Origin of the sequence: Pseudomonas sp. MB-090624 (genome assembly GCF_003205245.1) — a bacterium.
Lineage (GTDB): Bacteria > Pseudomonadota > Gammaproteobacteria > Pseudomonadales > Pseudomonadaceae > Aquipseudomonas > Aquipseudomonas juntendi.
Genome location: NZ_QJRK01000063.1, coordinates 16736 through 33441, shown reverse-complemented (window position 1 = coordinate 33441; position 16706 = coordinate 16736). Strand labels below are relative to the sequence as shown.

Genomic DNA, 16706 nt, shown 5'->3' with positions numbered 1-16706 from the left:
CTTGGTGCATGCCTCAATATCGCGCCGTACAAACAAGGCGGCCGCGCGCGCCTGTCACAGGCGTTACTGGCCCGAAACAAACGTAGGAGCGAGCGCAGCTCGCGATGCGCCGCGCGGGCGGCGCTCGGTCTCACAGGCGCTGCATATCCGCCGGCAAACACTCAGTTCCCTGCTGCCAGCACCTGCGGGTTGGCCACGTTCTGCGGTGCCCCCCCGAAAAACGCCAGCACATTGTCAAAGGCATCACCGAAATACAGCTCGTAGCCGGTCTTTTCCACATACCCAAGGTGGGGCGTGGCCAGCACACGCGGGTGGCGCAGCAAGGGGTGGCCGGGGTCGAGCACCGGTTCCTGCTCGTACACATCCACCGCCGCGTAACCTGGCCGGCCTGTATCCAGCGCTTGCAGCAACGCCCCTGGGGCAATCAGTTCCGCGCGGCTCACGTTCACCAGCAGGGCGTCCTCCTTCATGCGTGTCAGGTCGTCCAACGTCACCCGGTGCCGGGTTTGCTCGGACAGGCGCAGGTTCAGGCTGACAACATCCGCTTCGGCAAAAAACGCCTCGCGTGACGCCGCGGCCCGGTGGCCATCCGCCGCGGCGGCGGCCCGGCTGCTGTCGCTGCCCCACACCAGCACCGGCATGTCGAACGCCTGCGCATAGCGGGCCAGGCGTTGGCCGATCTTGCCGTAGCCCCAGATACCCAGCACCTGGCCAGCCAGGGCCTGCCCCAGGTTGACTTGCCAGTGGCCTTGGCGGAAGGCATCGATGGCTGGCACCAGTTGGCGGCGGGCATTGAGTATCAGCGCCCAGGCCAGCTCCGCTGGGGCGACTGGCGAGCCCCGGCCCTCGGTCACCACGATGCCCCGGGCGGTACAGGCGGCCAGGTCGAGGTGGCTGGAGACCTTGCCGGTCTGGCTGATCAGCTTGAGGCTTGGCAGGCGATCGAGCAGGGCGGCGTCAATGCGGGTGCGTTCGCGGGTCAGTACCAGCGCGTCAGCGTCGGCAAAGCGTGCCGCCAATTGCTCGAGCGTCGCTGGCTGGGGGGCATGCAGTACGTGGACATCGTGCCCGTGCAGGCGACTGAAGCAGTCGAGGGTACGGATCACGTCCTGATAGTCGTCGGGGATGACAATGCGCATGGTGGTCGAGCCCTGGCAGTACTATGGGGGACCCACGATACCCCAACCTGACCTGCGTTCAAGTGCCTACAAAGGGGGGTGATAGCTGCTCCACCAGAAAATCCACGAACACCCGCACCCGCGCCGGCATCGACGGCCCGCCCACGAACACGGCATGGATCGGCTCGCGGTCGTCAGGGTTGTAGGCTTCCAGCAGCGGAAGCAGGCGCCCGCTGGCCAGGTCATCGGCCACCGTGAAGGTGCCGATGCGAGCCACGCCTGCCCCCAGCCTGGCCAGCTGTGCCAGTGCTTCGCCGCTGCTGCATTCGATGTTGCCCCGCACCTTCAACGCAAAGACCTCGCCGTCGCGGCGGAACGGCCAGTCTGCTACGGCCCGGCGAAAGTTGAAGTGCAGGCAGTTGTGGCCGGCCAAGTCTTCAGGCACCAGCGGCGTACCGCAGCGCGCCAGGTACTCGGGCGAGGCCACGACCACCTGGCCGGTTTCGCCAATTGGGCGGGCGCTGAGCGAGCTGTCGGGCAGGTGGCCAAAGCGCAGTGCAACGTCGGCCTGGCCGGCGTGAATGTCGGCCACCTCGTCGCTGATGGTCAGGTCGACCAGTACCTGCGGGTAACGCGCGCTGAACGCCGCCAGCAGCGGCACCACGGTCAAGCGGGCATGCCCTTGCGCGGCGCTGATGCGCAAGCGCCCGCGCGGCACGCCCTGGTCGGCGATCGCATCCTCGACTTCCTGCAGGTCGGCCAGCACCCGCCGCGCGCCGCGCAGGTATGCCTCGCCCTCGGGGGTCAAGGTCAGGGCCCGGGTGGTGCGCAGCAGCAGGCGGGTGCCCAGGCGCTGCTCGGTGCGGGCGAGAATGCGGCTGACTGCCGAAGGGGTCAGGTTCAAGGCGCGGGCGGCGGCAGACAGGCTGCCCGCGTCCGCCACCTTGGCGAAAACCGCCATTTCACCGGATCTACCGCTGAAGTCCATTTGTGCCTCGCAAGCAAAGGTGATTGGCAAAAAGGCTGTCTAGTGCGCCAGGGAAGCAGATCGTAGCATTTGCCGCATAGCTAAGGAGTTTTTGCCATGCGTATCAATCCACCTCTGGTCGCACTTGCCATCGGTGCCTTCGGCATCGGTGTCACCGAGTTTGCCCCCATGGGCATGTTGCCCAGTATCGCCACTGACCTTGGCGTTTCCATACCTGCTGCCGGGCTGTTGGTCAGTGCCTATGCCCTCGGTGTGCTGATCGGCGCACCGCTGATGACCCTGGCCACGGTAAGGATCCCGCGGCGTTACCTGTTGATCGGCCTGATGGCGATCTTTACCCTGGGCAACCTGATGTCGGCACTGGCCAGTGACTACGCCAGTCTGCTGGTTGCCCGCGTGGTCACGTCACTGAACCACGGCGCGTTCTTTGGCATCGGCTCGATCGTCGCCGCCAGCGTGGTACCGCCCGAGAAGCGCGCCGGGGCGGTGGCAGCGATGTTCATGGGCCTGACACTGGCCACCATCGGCGGGGTGCCGCTGGCCACCTGGTTTGGTGAAATGCTGGGCTGGCGCACGGCGTTCTGGGGCATCGCCGGGCTTGGCCTGATCGCGATGACCACGCTGTGGTATGCACTGCCGAACGTACCCTCGCCCAAAGGCGACGGGGCCATGGCCGAAATCCGCGTGCTCGTGCGGGGGCCGGTGCTGGCGGCGTTGTTGCTGACCGTGGTGGGCTCCAGCGCCATGTTCACGGTGTTCACTTACATTGCGCCGATCCTGCAGAACGAAGCTGGCGCGTCCACCACGTTCGTCACCGCCATGCTGGTGCTGTTCGGTGTCGGCCTGACCTTGGGCAACGTGTGGGGCGGCAAGGCGGCGGACCGCTCGGTCGAGCGCACCTTGATCCTGTCGTTGGCGGTGCTGATTGCCGTGCTGCTGGTGTTCCCGCTGGTACTGGACTGGCCACTGCCCACGGCACTGGCGATCCTGGTCTGGGGCGCGGCCAGCTTCGCCTTGGTGCCACCGCTGCAGATGCGCGTGATGGAAGCTGCCAAGGATGCCCCCAACCTGGCCTCGGCGGTGAACATCGGTGCATTCAACCTGGGGAATGCGATCGGCGCGGCGCTGGGCGGCGCGGTGATCAACGTGGGGTTGGGCTACGCGGCGATTGCCCTGGCAGGGGCGGCGATGGCGGCGCTGGGCCTGGTGCTGGTGCTGCTGTTTGCCTGGCGTGGCCGGGCGGCGGCCATGGCACAGTGCAATGTGCCAGGCTGACCGCGCCGGGGGGCTTTACGGGGTGCCGTTACGGCCATGCAGGTGGTAAGCCGGGCGCTCGCTCAGGCGCTCGTAGTAATCGCGCACAGCCGGTAGGTGCGGGTGCTCGAACGGCGTTTCGAACCAGCGGTTGACCGACAGGCCGATAGGAATATCGGCCAGGGTGAACTGGGCACCGGCCACGTAGGCGCCGGTAGCGGCCAGTTGCCGGTCGAGGATGTGCATGTAACGCGCCCAGTCCGCGCAACTCGCCGCCAGCGCCACAGGGTCCTGGTGGGCGGGCGAATGCCTGACCAGCGACATGAAGGCGTAGCTCCAGGCGCGGTTCAAGTCTGACGCCTGCCAATCTATCCACTGGTCGATCCTGGCCCGTGCCTGTGCTTCGCCGGGGTAGAACGCGGTGGCGCCATAGCGGTTGGCCAGGTAGCGGATGATGCTGTTGGACTCCCACAGGGTGAAGTCGCCATCCTGGATCACCGGAACCATGGCGTTGGGGTTCAATGCCAGGAATTGCGCGGTGTCGGTGGCCTTGAAGCCCGTACCCCAGTCTTCGCGTTCGAAAGCGACCTCGAATTCGGCACAGGCCCACAGGACTTTTCGCACGTTGATGGAAGAAGCTCTGCCCAATATCCGTAGCATGATGTTCGTCCTGAATGGGGGTGGTTGATCGTCCGCCACTGCCCGGTCTCGGTCAAGGGGCAGGGTGCAAGGGGGTTCTGCACGGTAACTTTGTAGGGCATTTCCGAAAATGAGCCGTTCCAGGCCCAGGTCATTGTGGTGGCCCAGGCCGCCGCCTAGTCTCGGCACGCTCACCCCCCCGAGGAATGAACATGGAAAACGACACCCCCGAAGACAACAACACGCTCAATGTGGTGGCGGCGGCCAGCCGTTTCGGCCACCCCGATGCCGAACTGGTGCACATGCGGCCGCAGTTGCCGATACGAACCGCGCTAACGGAAGCCTCGGCGATCATGGGCTGCATTACTGAAATCACGCGCAAGGCCATCGACCGGCCAAGTGACCGCAAGGTGATGATCAAGGCCACGTTCTACCTGGCGGGCATGGCCAAGGCACTGGTCGATGGCCAGCTGCTGCAGATGCGCCAGGCGCGCGAGAAGGAGGGCATCGAGTAGACAGGGTTGCCTGGGGGCCATGAACTTGGCACCCTTGGGCGGTTTGAATCGTCTGCATCACCTCAAAAGGAGGTTCGCATTGAGTTGGGACAAGGTGGGGAAGCTCCTGGTCGCGGTGCTGGTTGGCCTGATGGTCCTGTCGGCCGCCTACGCGTTGTTCAGGGGCAACCCGCGGCTGGAAGCGTCACTGACGTATGCCTACCTCACCTATCCTGGCCAGTTCAGCGAGCGCATCAGCAAAGCCAGCGACCAGCTCAAGTATGAGCAGTTGCAGGGGCGTATCAACAGCATCAGCCAGGGGCAGTTGAGCCACGATCAGGTCGAGCGCCTGGTCGAACTGGCTCAGTTGCCGTACGCCCAGCTGTTCGCCAAACCGTTCGAAGCGGGGTTGGTGGACCATCGTACCGGCTTGCTCATCGAGCTGCACAACAGTGGCGATGCGCCGGTGCGCCAGGTCAAAGTGCGCCTGCCAGGCAAAGGCCTGGTGCAGGTGCGCGATGCTGCTGGCAACGACACACTGCTGGAGCAGGCTACCGCGCAAGTGGACATCCCTGTCATCGAGCCGGGTAGCCGGTGCAAGGTGTGGGTGTATTTCGACGCCGATTATTCCCAGATCCGCCAGGGCGGCGTCAGCATTACCCATGCCGACGGCGCAGCCAATGTGCAGGTGTATCACGAAGTGATCGGCTTCCCGGCAACCGTGGCCCGCTACAGCCGCGAGCTCATGGGGCTGCTGGTGGTACTGGCGCTGGGCGTGCTGGGCCTGGGTTACGCGCTGCTGGCGCGCAGCGCAGCGCAGCGTTAGGCGCTGCGCCGCAGAGCCCAGGCGCCTGCCTTACTGTTGAACCTCGCGGCTGGCCGTCTGCTGCTCGCCCGCTGCCTTGCCCCCAGGCAACTGATCGAACGGGTGCAAGCCGTCTTTGCGGTAGGGGTCGCCGATCCAGCGCGGCGCGGCCAGGAACTGCGCGCTCACCAGGCTCTTGGCCGGCTCGAAGCCGTCGTAGCTCAAACCGGCAAGGTCCGACAGCGTATGGATCAGGTGCGAGCTGCTGTACGGGCGCTTGGCCATCGCCTGCAGGTCCCGCGGGTGCTGGGCCTGCCAGCTGGGTGAGGTCCACACCAGGAACGGAATGGTGTACATCGGCCGGGTCGGCGCGCTTTCGTTGCGCCCCAGGCGGTCGTGGTTACCAGAACTGTATACGTCCTCACCATGGTCGGACAGGTAGACCAGGAAGCCATTCGGGCTGCCGGCAGCGTAGCGCTTGATCAGGCTCGAAACCACGAAGTCGTTGTAGCGCACTGCGTTGTCGTAGAAATTGTAGGTTTGCACCTGGTCATCGGTCAGTGCACTCGGTGCGCCCTGCTTGTCGGTGAAGTGGGCATAGGTGTCCGGGTAGCGGTAGCGGTAGTCCATGTGGGTGCCCAGCAGGTGCACGATGATGAACTTGTTGGGGGCCGGGTCTTGCAGGGCCTTCTCGAACGGCGCGAGCACCACGTCATCGTACTGGCTGGCATTCTGGTTGCGCTGGTTGTTCAGGTACACCGGCACGTCCGTCTGCTGCGAGAAGGTGGTGAGCATGGTGTTGCGCTTGGTCATGGTTTGCTGGTTGGTGATCCAGAAGGTCTTGTAGCCTGCCTGTTTCATCAGGTTGATCAGCGATGGGTCGGTGAGGAACCGGTCCGGGGCCTGCTCATCGCCGAAGGTCAGAATCTGCTGCATCACTTCGATGGTGTAGGGGCGGGGCGACACCACATCGCGGAATACGGTCAGCCCTTTGTCGTTGGCAGCCAGCGCGTCGAGGTTGGGGGTGGTGTCACGGTTGTAGCCATACAGGTGCATGTGCTCGCGGGTGGTCGATTCACCCAGCACCAGAACCAGCGTGCGCGGTGCCGAACCGCTGTGGTCACGCAGGTTCTGCAGGGGCGGCAGGGCAGCATTCTGCGCCAGCAGCGCCTGCATGTTGTCCAGTTGCTGGCGGTACTGGCGGTAGCCGACCAGCAATTGCCAAGGCACTGCAGGTTCCATGCGCTGCTGTACCTTTTCCAGCGCATCGGCAAAATTGCGCTCCTGGGTGACCATTTGCTTGTAGAACGGCAGCACCAGGTTGGCTGCCAGCAACAGCACCACCACTGGCAGGCGGCTGCGCAGCGGCAGGTAGACCGGGCGCACGCGGCGCCACAGCAATACTGCCCCCACGGTGTACAGCAGCAACGCCAGGCCCAGCCAGGCACTGAAGTACTGGCTGAAGTACTCACCGGCCTCGGCGGTGTTGGACTCGAACATCACGAAGATGACGCTCTGCGAAAACTCCTGGCGATAAATGCCGAAATAGCTCAGGCCAACCAGCGAAGCAGCCCACAGCAGCAGGCCGATGAGCGCCGCAGTGGCGCGGGTAAGGCGGGGCAGCAGCACCACCGGGGCCAGCCACAGGCTGCTGAGGAAGAACGCATCACGGAAACCCGAGAAACCGGTAGTGCCACTGAACAGCAGCAATGCCTGGGTGACGCCAGAGAAATACCAGAAGAACAGCAAGAGCCAGCCCAGGCCGGCCCAGTCCACGCGGGAAGGGGAAGTGGTGTGTGACACGTGTGCCTCGTCGTACCTTGGTAGCCCGCAACTGTGTGCGTGGCCGGAAAGGGCGTGACGCTAATCTGTGGGCTGTGAAAATAACGTCAAGGCGAGCAGCCATCGGGCCTTGGTCGTAGCCCGCTGCGCAGCGGGTTGCTTGCACGGGTATGATGGCGGCCGCTAAACCGTACTCAAAGGCCGTGTGGACCATGAACCGTCGTAAGAAGATCAAGCAGCTGTTGCAGGCGCACCAGAAGAAAGCCAGCGCCAAACTCGCGCCGCGCAAGCCCAGGTACATCTGCAAGGCTGACCGTTTGAAGCTGGAAACAGAAGAGGTGGGGGCTGTCCCACCCCAGGCTGACTGAAGCGCGAGCAGCCGGTGGGTCGGCTTCAGCGGCGGTAGTGCCGGTGCTCGTCATAGTGGCGTTGGTGCATCGCCCGCTCATGGCGGCGCTCCCAATCCCGGCGGCGTTCCCAGTCACGTCGCCGCTCCCAGTCGCGCCGGGCCTGCTCGCGGCGCCACTGCTCGCGGCGCCAGTCGCCCCTGTGGTCGTGCCAGCGGTGGTCATCATGGGCCAGCAGGGTCGCCGGCTGAACAGCGGCCGCACTGGCCACCCTCGACCAAGGGTTGCTGGCCGCAGGCAACGCTGGCTGAACGGCCGGGGCCGCGACCTCGGCCGGTTTCAGTGGCAGGGCCGAAGCCGTGCCCGCTGCTGCAAGCGAGAACAGACCGAACAGCATCCACCTGGCGACTTGTATTTTCATGAGCAAAGCCCACCTCTGATCACAATTGAGCTATCAGGCCAGCGGTGAGGCAAGCTGCTTCGCCTGCCGTGCCCGTTCTGTGCCACTCTCATAGACCAGTAACCAGGAAAAAGTTCGCTGCAGCAATAACTTGTACAATTATGCGGCAAGCAACCCGCGCGGCCCAAACCGGATCAGCGTTCGGCAAACACTGCGCGCAGGTGGCTGCGGTAATGCTCGAACGCAGCGATTGCGCCGTTTATCGCCTCGGCCTCTTGCTGTTCATCCAGCGCCAGGGCGTCCACACGGGCCACGAACTCACGCCAATGCAGCGCACGGCCATCAGGGTGCGGGGCCAGGTGGCTGGCGCCCTGGTCTTCACCCAGGCCCAGGCGTTGGGTGTACTTGAACAGAAACGCAGCCCCCAGGTTCGACCCCTCGCTGCAATATAGCCAGCCCAACGCCTGCGCCGGGCTGGCGCACACCGCAGGTGGTGGCGGTGGCGCGGGCAGGCCCAGGTCCAGCAGGTCGGCCTGCACCGCGGCAAACCGTGACAAGGCCGACAGCCCCGGTAGTTGCCGGTTGAGCTGCGGGTCCTGATACAACGCCAGCAGGCTGCCATGAAAACCATGCTGCACCTGCAGGAACCGGCCGTAGCGCTCGCGGCTCTCAAAAGGCCGTGCCGCCATGACCAGCTGATCGACGCTGTCATGGTCGCGGCTGCTGGCCGCTTTCAAGCGTTGGCAGCGGCCTGGCTGCGAAACAGAGGGGGGTGCTGCGGTCATCGGCATATCCGTGGCATGAACGTAATGCGCCCATCATGCTTGCCACCCCGGCCAGCAGCAAGCGTTGCGCGGTGTCAGGCGCCTACCCGGCTGGAGCCCTTGCGCGAGCCGGCTGAGCCGTCGCGGGCAAACAGCCCATGGACCACTGCGCGCAACCAGCGGTTACCCCCGTCCTGGTGGTAGCGGGCGTGCCAGTGCTGCTTGACCGTGAAACCCTCGACCGCGAACGGGCAGTCGTGCACCTGCAAATCATGCATGTCGGCCAACGTCTGGCCGATATGGCGGGGCAGGGTGGCGATCAGGTCGGTGCTCCCGAGGATCATGCCCAGGCCCAGGAACGCCGGTAGCTCCAGCACGATGCGGCGCTCGATGCCGGCCCGCGCCAGTGCCGTTTCCAGCAGCTTCTGGCCGGTGCCGGCGCTGATCTGCACATGGCCTTCTGCGTGGTAGCAGGCCATGCTCAGGCCGCCGGCCAGGCGCGGGTGCCCGCGCGCGCTCAGGCACACCCAGTCCTGGTCGAACAGCACTTGCTGGTACATGCCACCGCCCAGCCACGGTACGAAGCCGATCGCCAGGTCAGCTTCACCCGACTCCAGCGCGCTTTCGCTGTTGCCATCGATGCGTACCGCCTCCAGGCGAATGCCGGGCGCGTGGCTGCGCACGTGGTTGAGGATGCTGGGCAGCAAGGTGATGTGGCTGGCGTCGCTCACACACAGGCGAAAGCGCCGTTGTGCGGTAGCGGGTTGGAACTGCGGTTCCCAGGCCGCCAGCCGGCGCAGTGATTCGAGGACTTCGCGGCACGGCCCGATCAACTGGTCGGCGCGTGGGGTGGGCGCCATGCCCCCAGGGGTGCGCACGAACAGCGGGTCGTTCAGTTGTTCGCGCAGGCGGCCCAGCCAGATGCTGATGGTCGGCTGGCTCTGCCCCAGCTGTTCAGCGGCGCGGGTAACGCTGCGGCAGTGGTAGAGCACATCGAACAGTTGCAGCAGCTTGGGTTCGGGCAGTACCGGGGCAGTGGTCATTATTGCAAATCTCAATGGGGCTATTTGCTGCATTGTATAGCGCTAATAAGCGTGGCTGCATAAGGTGATCGCAAACCACGGAGGTCTGCGATTTGAAAATCTGCATTCTGGGTGCCGGCGCCCTGGGCTGCGCCATCGGCGCGGCCTTGAGCGAAGCCGGGCATGAAACCTGGCTGCTCAACCGAGGCCGTGCGCATGTCGAGGCCATCAACCAGCACGGCCTGCAGGTGCAGGATGAGCGCGGCCAGCGCCAGGTCCGCGTGCATGCGGCGACGTGCGCCGATGAGGTGGGGGGGGCCGACCTGGTGGTGGTCATGGTGAAGTCGTTCCACACCGCCGAGGCGATCGCCGGGGCCAAGGCGCTTCTGGGCCCGCAAACGCTGCTGCTGTCGCTGCAGAACGGCTTGGGGCACGAGGATATCCTGGCGCAGGCGGCCGGGCGCGAGCGGGTACTGGCTGGCAAGACCTATGTCGGCGGCGTGCTGCTGGCGCCGGGGGCGATCCGCGCCGGGGTGGCCGGCAAGCAGACCTACATCGGTGAACTGGACGGCCAGCGCAGCGCCCGCGTGCAGGCTATCGCCGAGGTATTCAACGGTGCCGGCCTGGCCACCACGGTCAGCGACAACATCCTCGGCACCATGTGGGACAAGCTGCTGGTCAACGTCGCCACCGGTGCGCTCAGCGCCATCACCAGGCTCAGTTATGGCCAGCTGTACAGCGAGCCGCTGCTGGCGAGCACCGCCAAGGCGGCCGTTGCCGAAGCGATCGCGGTGGCCGAGCGCGCCGGTATCCGCCTGAGCCTGACCAGCCCCGAGGCAGCCTGGCAGTTGGCCGCCGAAGGCCTGCCGGCGAGCTTTCGCACCTCGATGCTGCAGAGCCTGGAAAAAGGCTCGATCACTGAAATTGACTTCATCAACGGTTCCGTCGTGCGCTGGGGCCAGCGCCACGGCGTCGCCACCCCCGTCAACGCCACCCTGGTGGCGTGTATCAAAGGCATCGAACGCGCGATGGCCGACCAGCAGAACAAGGACAACCCATGAGCCAGCCGAAAGCCTACCTCGAACACGTCGCCTTCTGGGTGCGTGACATCAACTGGCATATCCGCTTTTTCAGCGAGGTGTGCGGCATGACCCTGCGCGAGTCGCAGGGTGACCCCGAGCAGCCGACCCAGTACTGGACCCTCGGCGGCCTGCAGTTCATCCACCAGCCCGACTTTGCAGGGCCTGAAGGGCGCATGGCGCACCTGGGGATCATGTGCGAAGACCTGGAGGCGGTGCTGGCGGCAGCACAGCGTTTCGGCGTCAGTGCAATGCCGCAGGGCCGCAACTGGCTGCGCTTGCCCGACGGCCTGGCGGTGGAGTTCATCCAGGCATTGCCCAAGGCGGCGGTGGCCCAGGCGCTGGCTATCAACCCACGTGCGCAGGTGCAGCCATGAGCGTGACTGAAAAGTACTGGGACGACGCCCGCGAGGGCGATGAATGCATCAGCCCGAGCTACACCGTCACCCGCGAACGCATCCTGGCCTATGCCGACCTGACCGGTGACCATACCCCGGTGCATGTCGATGAGGCGTATGCCAATGCCAGCCACTTTGGCTGCCTGGTTGCCCATGGCCTGTTCGGCCTGTCGATCGCCGATGGCTTGAAGACCCAATGCGATTACCGCTTCGTGCCGGGCATGTCACTGGGCTGGACCTGGGACTTCGTGTTGCCGATCAAGGTCGACGATGTGCTGCATGTGCGCATGCGCGTTGGCGCGATGCGCCTGAGTAAAAGCCGCCCGGGTTGGGGCATCGTGGTCCTGCCGTCGGAGCTGATCAACCAGCACGGCCAGGTCGTGCAACGCGGCGAGCACCGGCTGATGGTGCCGTGCAAGGGGGCAGCATGAGCCAGGCATTGCCATTGGCGGGTATCCGCGTCATCGACTACAGCCATTTTCTTGCCGGGCCTTATGTAGGGCGTTGCCTGGCGGCGCTGGGCGCCGAGGTGATCAAGGTTGAACGGCCAGGCAGCGGCGACGCCGGTCGCCAGCACGCGTTCACCCTGGATGACCAGCAAAGCGGTTACTTCCTGCAACTGAACATGGGCAAGCAGGGCGTCAGCGTCAACATGAAGGACCCACGGGGCAAGGCCTTCATGCAGCGCCTGACCGATTCGGCCGACGTGTTCATCGAAAACTACCGGCCGGGCGCGCTGGACAAGCTGGGGTTGGGCTATGCCGAGCTGGCGGCGCGCAACCCGCGATTGGTGTACTGCTCGATTTCGGCCTATGGCCACACGGGGCCGGACGCACACCGTGCCGGCTTCGGGCTGATCGCCGAGGCCAAGAGCGGGATCATGCAGATGGTTGGCGTGCCGGGCGAAGCACCGCCGTTGCTGCGCATTTCGCTGGGCGACATGTACACCGGCATCCACGCCGTGGCAGCCATCAATGCCGCCTTGCTGGGGCGCGTCAGCAGTGGCCGTGGCCAGCACATCGACATGGCCTTGTACGACACGCTGGTGTCGATGCATGAGTACGCGGTGCAGTGCTTCACGCTGTCCAACGGCACCGTACTGCCCGAGCAGACCGGCTATGACATGCCCACCTCGACGTTGTATGGGGTGTTCCGTGCCGCCGACGGCGACCTGGTGATCGCTGCCCAGGTCGATGACGCATGGCGGCGCTTTGCCGGCATGCTTGAAGCCAATGGTGGCCCGGCAGGTTTTGCCAGCGACAGCCGCTACCACAGCGTGAATGGCCGCAATGCCCACCGCGAGGCAATTCTGGCGGTGGTGCGCGATTGGGTGGGCGCGCGGCCAGTGGCGGCTATCCTGGCCTTGCTCGATGCCATCGACGTGCCCAGCGCCAAGGTACAGCGTATCGACGAGGTGCTGGCCGACCCGCAGATTCAGGCGCGCAACATGGTCGTCGAACAGCATCACCCGCGCTATGGCACACTGCGCCTGCCCAACCTGCCGTTCCGTTTTTCCGACTGCGACACCACCATCCACCAGGTGGCCCCGGACCTGGGCCAGCACAACGCCGAAGTCGCCGCCGGGCTTGGCTTCAGCGCCGAAGAAATCACCGCCATGCAGGCAGACGGGGTGCTGTTCACCCATGGAGAGGCACGATGAGCGACCGCTATGCAGTGATCGGCCGACCGATCAACCACACCAAGTCTCCGCTGATCCACGGGCTGTTCGCCCAAGCCTGTGGCCAGCAGCTGGAATATGGCGCAATCGAGGGGTCGCTGGAGGGCTTCGAGGCCCAGGTGCTGGCGTTCCGCGGTGAGGGCGGGCAGGGCATGAACATCACGGCACCGTTCAAGCTGCGCGCCTTCGAACTGGCCGAGCGCTGCAGCGAACGGGCGCAACTGGCCCGCGCAGCCAACGCCCTGAAGTTCGAGAACGGCGGCATCGTGGCAGAGAATTTCGATGGTATTGGCCTGCTGCGCGATATCGAGGTCAACCTCGGGGAGCCGCTGCATGCGCGTCGTGTGCTGGTACTGGGGGCGGGTGGCGCGGTGCGTGGGGCGCTGCTGCCGTTCCTGCAGGCCGGCCCTGCCGAGCTGGTGATCGTCAACCGCGACATGGCCAAGGCCGTGGCGCTGCGCAATGAGCTGAATCACCCGCGGCTGCGTATCAGCCGGTACGAAGAACTGCCGGGGCAGGCTTTCGATATCGTGGTCAACGCCACCTCTGCCAGCCTGGTCGGTGAGTTGCCACCGCTGCCTGCCGAGGCCTTGGCCAATACCCGGCTGGCGTACGAACTGGCTTATGGCAAAGGCCTTACGCCATTCCTGCGCCTGGCCCGTGAACAAGGTGTGGCGCGCCTGGCCGATGGTGTGGGCATGTTGGTCGAGCAGGCGGCAGAGGCGTTTGCCTGGTGGCGCGGGGTGCGCCCCGAAACCGGTGCCGTGATCGATCGCCTGACCATCCCGCTGGAGTAGGCCTATGGTTGCCAACGTGCCCGTGCAGCTCCGCGCCCACGAACGGCGGCTCGGTTGCCCATGACCGGGCAGCCAACGCAACGCCCTGGCACCCTGGCCCACCCGGCAGCCGCCCAGCGCTCGCGCCAGACCACCTGCATTGCCTTGCTGGTGGCCATCACGTTCTTCATGGAGAACCTGGACGCCACCGTCATTGCCACCGCGCTGCCGCAAATGGCCAGCGACTTCGGCCAGAGCGCGGTCAGCCTGAACATCGGTATCAGTGCCTACCTGCTGGCCGTGGCGGTGTTCATCCCGCTCAGTGGCTGGCTCGCCGAGCGCTTTGGCCCGCGCCAGGTGTTCGCCGGGGCTATCGCCTTGTTCACTGCCGCTTCGTTGCTGTGTGGGCTGGCCGCCAGCCTGGAAGCCTTCGTGGCTGCACGGGTGTTGCAGGGCATCGGCGGCGCCCTGATGGTTCCGGTGGGGCGGTTGGTGGTGTTGCGCACCACCGAGAAAAAAGACCTGGTGAAGCAGCTCGCGGTCATCACCTGGCCGGGCCTGGTGGCACCGGTACTGGGCCCGCCGCTCGGTGGCCTGATCGTCACGCACGGGTCGTGGCCGTGGATCTTCTACCTGAACATTCCCCTCGGTTTGCTGGCCCTTGCCGCCGCCTGGCTGTTGATACCCGACACCCGCTGCCAGGCGCCGCGCCGCTTCGACACGCTGGGCTTCGTCTGGTTGGGCTCGGCCTGTGCGGCCTGGCTGGTGGGCCTGGAGCTGCTCGGGTCACTGGCCGGCAACAGCCTGGGGGCAGGGCTGGCACTGGTAGTGCTTGGGGCTGTGCTGACCGGATTGGCCATCCGTCACGGTCGGCGCCACCCGGCCCCCCTGTTGCCCCTGCACACCCTGGCCATCCGTACCTTCAGGGTCAGCATCGTGGGCGGCACCCTGTTCCGCCTGTCGATCAGCGCGTTACCGTTTCTGATCCCTTTGCTGTTGCAGGTTGGCTTCGGCCTGCCACCGTTGGACGCCGGCCTCTTGGTGCTGGCGATCTTTGCCGGCAACCTGGCGATGAAGCCCTTCACCAGCGGGTTGTTGCGGCGCTTTGGTTTTCGCCGCGTGTTGCTGGGCAACGGCCTGGTCGGCGTGGCCTGCATCCTGGCCTGCCTGGGGCTGCAGCAGGGCATGGCGTGGTACTGGATGGCGCTGGTGCTGTTCATGGGCGGGCTGTCACGGTCGATGCAGTTCACCACCTACAACGCGGTGGGGTTTGCCGATGTGCCGCAGCAGCAGATGGCCGAGGCATCGACGCTGTTCAGCATGTGCTTCCAGCTGGCCATGGCCTTGGGGGTGGCGGTGGTGGCGCTGCTGTTGCGCGTGGCCATGCAACTGCGTGGCGGCGAGAGCGGGTTGACCGTTGCCGACTTCCACTGGGCGTTGCTTGGCCTTGCACTGATTGCCGGTGTGGCCCTGCTGGACGCCCTGCGTTTGCCGGCCAATGCCGGCGACCAGGTGTTGCGCAACTGAGGCAACGGGCTGCGTTGCAGCCCATCGCCGGCGAGCCCACAGCATGCGGGTGCAGCGCAAACGGCTGGCTCGCCGTCGCGTTCAGGCGCCGCTGACCAATTGCAGGGCCAGCTGGTTGTGGCGTTCCAGCACCCGCGGCAGGTCGACCGTGGCCAACTGGCCGTCCTTGACCACCACGCGGCCATTGATGACGCTGGTGTGAACCTGGGTCGGGGTGCAGAACACCAGCGCGGCCAACGGGTCGTGGTGGCCGCCGGCGTAAGCCACATGGCCCAGGTCGAACGCGACGAAGTCGGCGACCATGCCGGGTGCCAGGGCGCCGATGTCGTTGCGGTTGAGCACTTTGGCGCCGCCCAGGGTCGCGATTTCCAGCGCTTCACGGGCGGTCATGGCGTCGGGGCCGAAGCCAACCCGCTGCAGCAGCAGGGCCTGGCGCACTTCGCCGATCATGCTGGCGCCGTCGTTGGAGGCCGAACCGTCTACGCCCAGGCCGACCGCAACGCCGTGGTCACGCATCTTGCGCACCGGGGCAATGCCGGAGGCCAGGCGCATGTTCGAGCAAGGGCAGTGGGCAACCCCGGTACCGGTACGGGCGAACAGCTCGATGCCATGCTGGTCGAGCTGTACGCAGTGGGCGTGCCAGACGTCGTGGCCGACCCAGCCGAGGTCTTCGGCATACTCGGCGGGCGTCATGCCGAATTTTTCACGGCTGTAGGCGATGTCGTTGACGTTCTCGGCGAGGTGGGTGTGCAGCGAAACGCCATACTGGCGCGCCAACACCGCAGCTTCGCGCATCAGGTCGCGGCTGACCGAGAACGGCGAGCAGGGCGCCACGACGATGCGGCGCATCGACCCGTGACTGGCGTCGTGGTAGTCCTCGATCAGGCGCTGCGACTCCTTGAGAATGTCGGCTTCCTTCTCGACCACCGCATCCGGCGGCAGGCCGCCCTGGCTTTGCCCTACGCTCATGCTGCCGCGCGCGGCATGGAAGCGCATGCCGATCTCGCTGGCGGCATGAATGCTGTCGTCGAGCTTGCAGCCGTTGGGGTAGATGTACAGGTGGTCGCTGGAGGTGGTACAGCCGGACAGCAGCAGCTCGGCCATGGCGGTCTGGGTCGACACCGCGATCATTTCCGGGGTCAGCCGAGCCCAGATCGGGTACAGGTTGGTCAGCCAGTTGAACAGTTCACCGTCCTGAGCCGCCGGCACCACGCGGGTCAGGCTCTGGTACATATGGTGGTGGGTGTTGACCAGGCCCGGGATGACCACCTTGCCGGCCATGTCCAGCACCACGTCGGCGTGCTGCGGCAGGCTATCGCTGGGGCCCACTTGCTTGATCAGGTTGTCTTCGATGTACAGGCCGCCGTTTTTGATTTCGCGGCGTTCGCTGTCCATGGTGACCAGCAGTTGGGCGTTCTTGACGAGGAGGGTTTTCTTGGTAGCGGTAAATGACATGGCTTAAGCCCGTCGCAATACGCCTGGGCGATTACCGAGGTCGTAGGCGAACGCGTATGTAATCAGGAATCCTGAAAGTTGTATACATCAGCGCTCGATTGATGAAATCGAGTCATCCGATTAGTGAAAAAACACCAGAAATACGAATTAAGTTTACCAATAGACTGGTGACCTTATTTC

18 protein-coding genes are annotated in these 16706 nt (G+C 65.3%); 10 read left to right on the top strand and 8 right to left on the bottom strand.

The window, feature by feature from the left end:
- Positions 1-161 precede the first annotated feature (161 nt).
- Positions 162-1139, bottom strand: coding sequence for a D-2-hydroxyacid dehydrogenase family protein (locus DMX12_RS26395; protein ID WP_054905655.1), 978 nt, complete (start codon positions 1137-1139; stop codon positions 162-164).
- Positions 1140-1197: 58 nt separating this feature from the next.
- Positions 1198-2106 (bottom strand): LysR family transcriptional regulator, encoded by a 909-nt coding sequence (locus DMX12_RS26390; RefSeq protein WP_054913335.1) that lies wholly within the window; start codon positions 2104-2106, stop codon positions 1198-1200.
- A gap of 96 nt (positions 2107-2202) precedes the next feature.
- On the opposite strand from DMX12_RS26390, the gene DMX12_RS26385 reads away from it, so the two are divergent.
- Positions 2203-3381 (top strand): MFS transporter, encoded by a 1179-nt coding sequence (locus tag DMX12_RS26385; protein ID WP_029886083.1) that lies wholly within the window; start codon positions 2203-2205, stop codon positions 3379-3381.
- 15 nt (positions 3382-3396) lie between these two features.
- Here DMX12_RS26385 and DMX12_RS26380 read toward each other — a convergent pair whose 3' ends face one another.
- Positions 3397-4020 carry a glutathione S-transferase family protein gene (locus tag DMX12_RS26380; protein ID WP_029886082.1) on the bottom strand — a complete coding sequence of 208 codons (624 nt, stop codon included), beginning with the start codon at positions 4018-4020 and terminating at the stop codon, positions 3397-3399.
- 191 nt (positions 4021-4211) lie between these two features.
- On the opposite strand from DMX12_RS26380, the gene DMX12_RS26375 reads away from it, so the two are divergent.
- Both DMX12_RS26375 and DMX12_RS26370 read left to right on the top strand, forming a co-directional pair.
- Positions 4212-4514 (top strand): DUF3077 domain-containing protein, encoded by a 303-nt coding sequence (locus DMX12_RS26375; protein ID WP_009685125.1) that lies wholly within the window; start codon positions 4212-4214, stop codon positions 4512-4514.
- Positions 4515-4593: 79 nt separating this feature from the next.
- Positions 4594-5319, top strand: a complete 726-nt coding sequence (locus tag DMX12_RS26370) for a hypothetical protein (RefSeq protein ID WP_009685124.1) — start codon at positions 4594-4596, stop codon at positions 5317-5319.
- Positions 5320-5349: 30 nt separating this feature from the next.
- Here the strand turns inward: DMX12_RS26370 and DMX12_RS26365 are convergent, their stop codons facing one another.
- Complete coding sequence (locus DMX12_RS26365) at positions 5350-7101, bottom strand: phosphoethanolamine transferase CptA (RefSeq protein WP_110679868.1); 1752 nt, start codon at positions 7099-7101, stop codon at positions 5350-5352.
- A 191-nt stretch (positions 7102-7292) separates the two neighbouring features.
- Here DMX12_RS26365 and DMX12_RS26360 point away from each other — a divergent pair, with 191 nt between their 5' ends.
- A complete protein-coding gene (locus tag DMX12_RS26360) occupies positions 7293-7448 on the top strand; it encodes a DUF2986 domain-containing protein (protein ID WP_110679867.1) in 156 nt (51 codons plus the stop codon).
- Between the two features lie 25 nt (positions 7449-7473).
- On the opposite strand, the gene DMX12_RS26355 is transcribed toward DMX12_RS26360, so the two are convergent.
- The 3 genes from DMX12_RS26355 to DMX12_RS26345 all read right to left on the bottom strand — a co-directional run bounded on the left by DMX12_RS26355 (position 7474) and on the right by DMX12_RS26345 (position 9634).
- Positions 7474-7824: a hypothetical protein gene (locus tag DMX12_RS26355; protein WP_110679866.1), complete on the bottom strand. Its 351-nt coding sequence runs from the start codon at positions 7822-7824 to the stop codon at positions 7474-7476.
- A 197-nt stretch (positions 7825-8021) separates the two neighbouring features.
- Positions 8022-8612, bottom strand: a complete 591-nt coding sequence (locus DMX12_RS26350) for a biliverdin-producing heme oxygenase (protein WP_110679865.1) — start codon at positions 8610-8612, stop codon at positions 8022-8024.
- 74 nt (positions 8613-8686) lie between these two features.
- Positions 8687-9634: a LysR family transcriptional regulator gene (locus DMX12_RS26345; protein ID WP_110679864.1), complete on the bottom strand. Its 948-nt coding sequence runs from the start codon at positions 9632-9634 to the stop codon at positions 8687-8689.
- A 92-nt stretch (positions 9635-9726) separates the two neighbouring features.
- Here DMX12_RS26345 and DMX12_RS26340 point away from each other — a divergent pair, with 92 nt between their 5' ends.
- The 6 genes from DMX12_RS26340 to DMX12_RS26315 are packed head-to-tail and all read left to right on the top strand — an operon-like array spanning position 9727 to position 15071.
- Positions 9727-10674 carry a ketopantoate reductase family protein gene (locus DMX12_RS26340; protein ID WP_110679863.1) on the top strand — a complete coding sequence of 316 codons (948 nt, stop codon included), beginning with the start codon at positions 9727-9729 and terminating at the stop codon, positions 10672-10674.
- Positions 10671-11069 carry a VOC family protein gene (locus DMX12_RS26335; protein ID WP_110679862.1) on the top strand — a complete coding sequence of 133 codons (399 nt, stop codon included), beginning with the start codon at positions 10671-10673 and terminating at the stop codon, positions 11067-11069. Before DMX12_RS26340 ends, DMX12_RS26335 begins: the two co-directional genes overlap by 4 nt.
- Positions 11066-11521: a MaoC family dehydratase gene (locus DMX12_RS26330; RefSeq protein ID WP_029886074.1), complete on the top strand. Its 456-nt coding sequence runs from the start codon at positions 11066-11068 to the stop codon at positions 11519-11521. Before DMX12_RS26335 ends, DMX12_RS26330 begins: the two co-directional genes overlap by 4 nt.
- Positions 11518-12750, top strand: a complete 1233-nt coding sequence (locus DMX12_RS26325) for a CaiB/BaiF CoA-transferase family protein (RefSeq protein ID WP_110679861.1) — start codon at positions 11518-11520, stop codon at positions 12748-12750. The genes DMX12_RS26330 and DMX12_RS26325 overlap by 4 nt, the downstream gene beginning before the upstream one ends.
- Positions 12747-13565, top strand: a complete 819-nt coding sequence (gene aroE, locus DMX12_RS26320; RefSeq protein WP_110679860.1) for a shikimate dehydrogenase — start codon at positions 12747-12749, stop codon at positions 13563-13565. Before DMX12_RS26325 ends, aroE begins: the two co-directional genes overlap by 4 nt.
- A gap of 60 nt (positions 13566-13625) precedes the next feature.
- A complete protein-coding gene (locus DMX12_RS26315) occupies positions 13626-15071 on the top strand; it encodes an MFS transporter (protein WP_256599171.1) in 1446 nt (481 codons plus the stop codon).
- Between the two features lie 81 nt (positions 15072-15152).
- Here the strand turns inward: DMX12_RS26315 and DMX12_RS26310 are convergent, their stop codons facing one another.
- On the bottom strand, positions 15153-16526 hold the full coding sequence (locus DMX12_RS26310; RefSeq protein ID WP_029886070.1) for an 8-oxoguanine deaminase: 1374 nt from the start codon (positions 16524-16526) through the stop codon (positions 15153-15155).
- Positions 16527-16706: the final 180 nt, after the last annotated feature.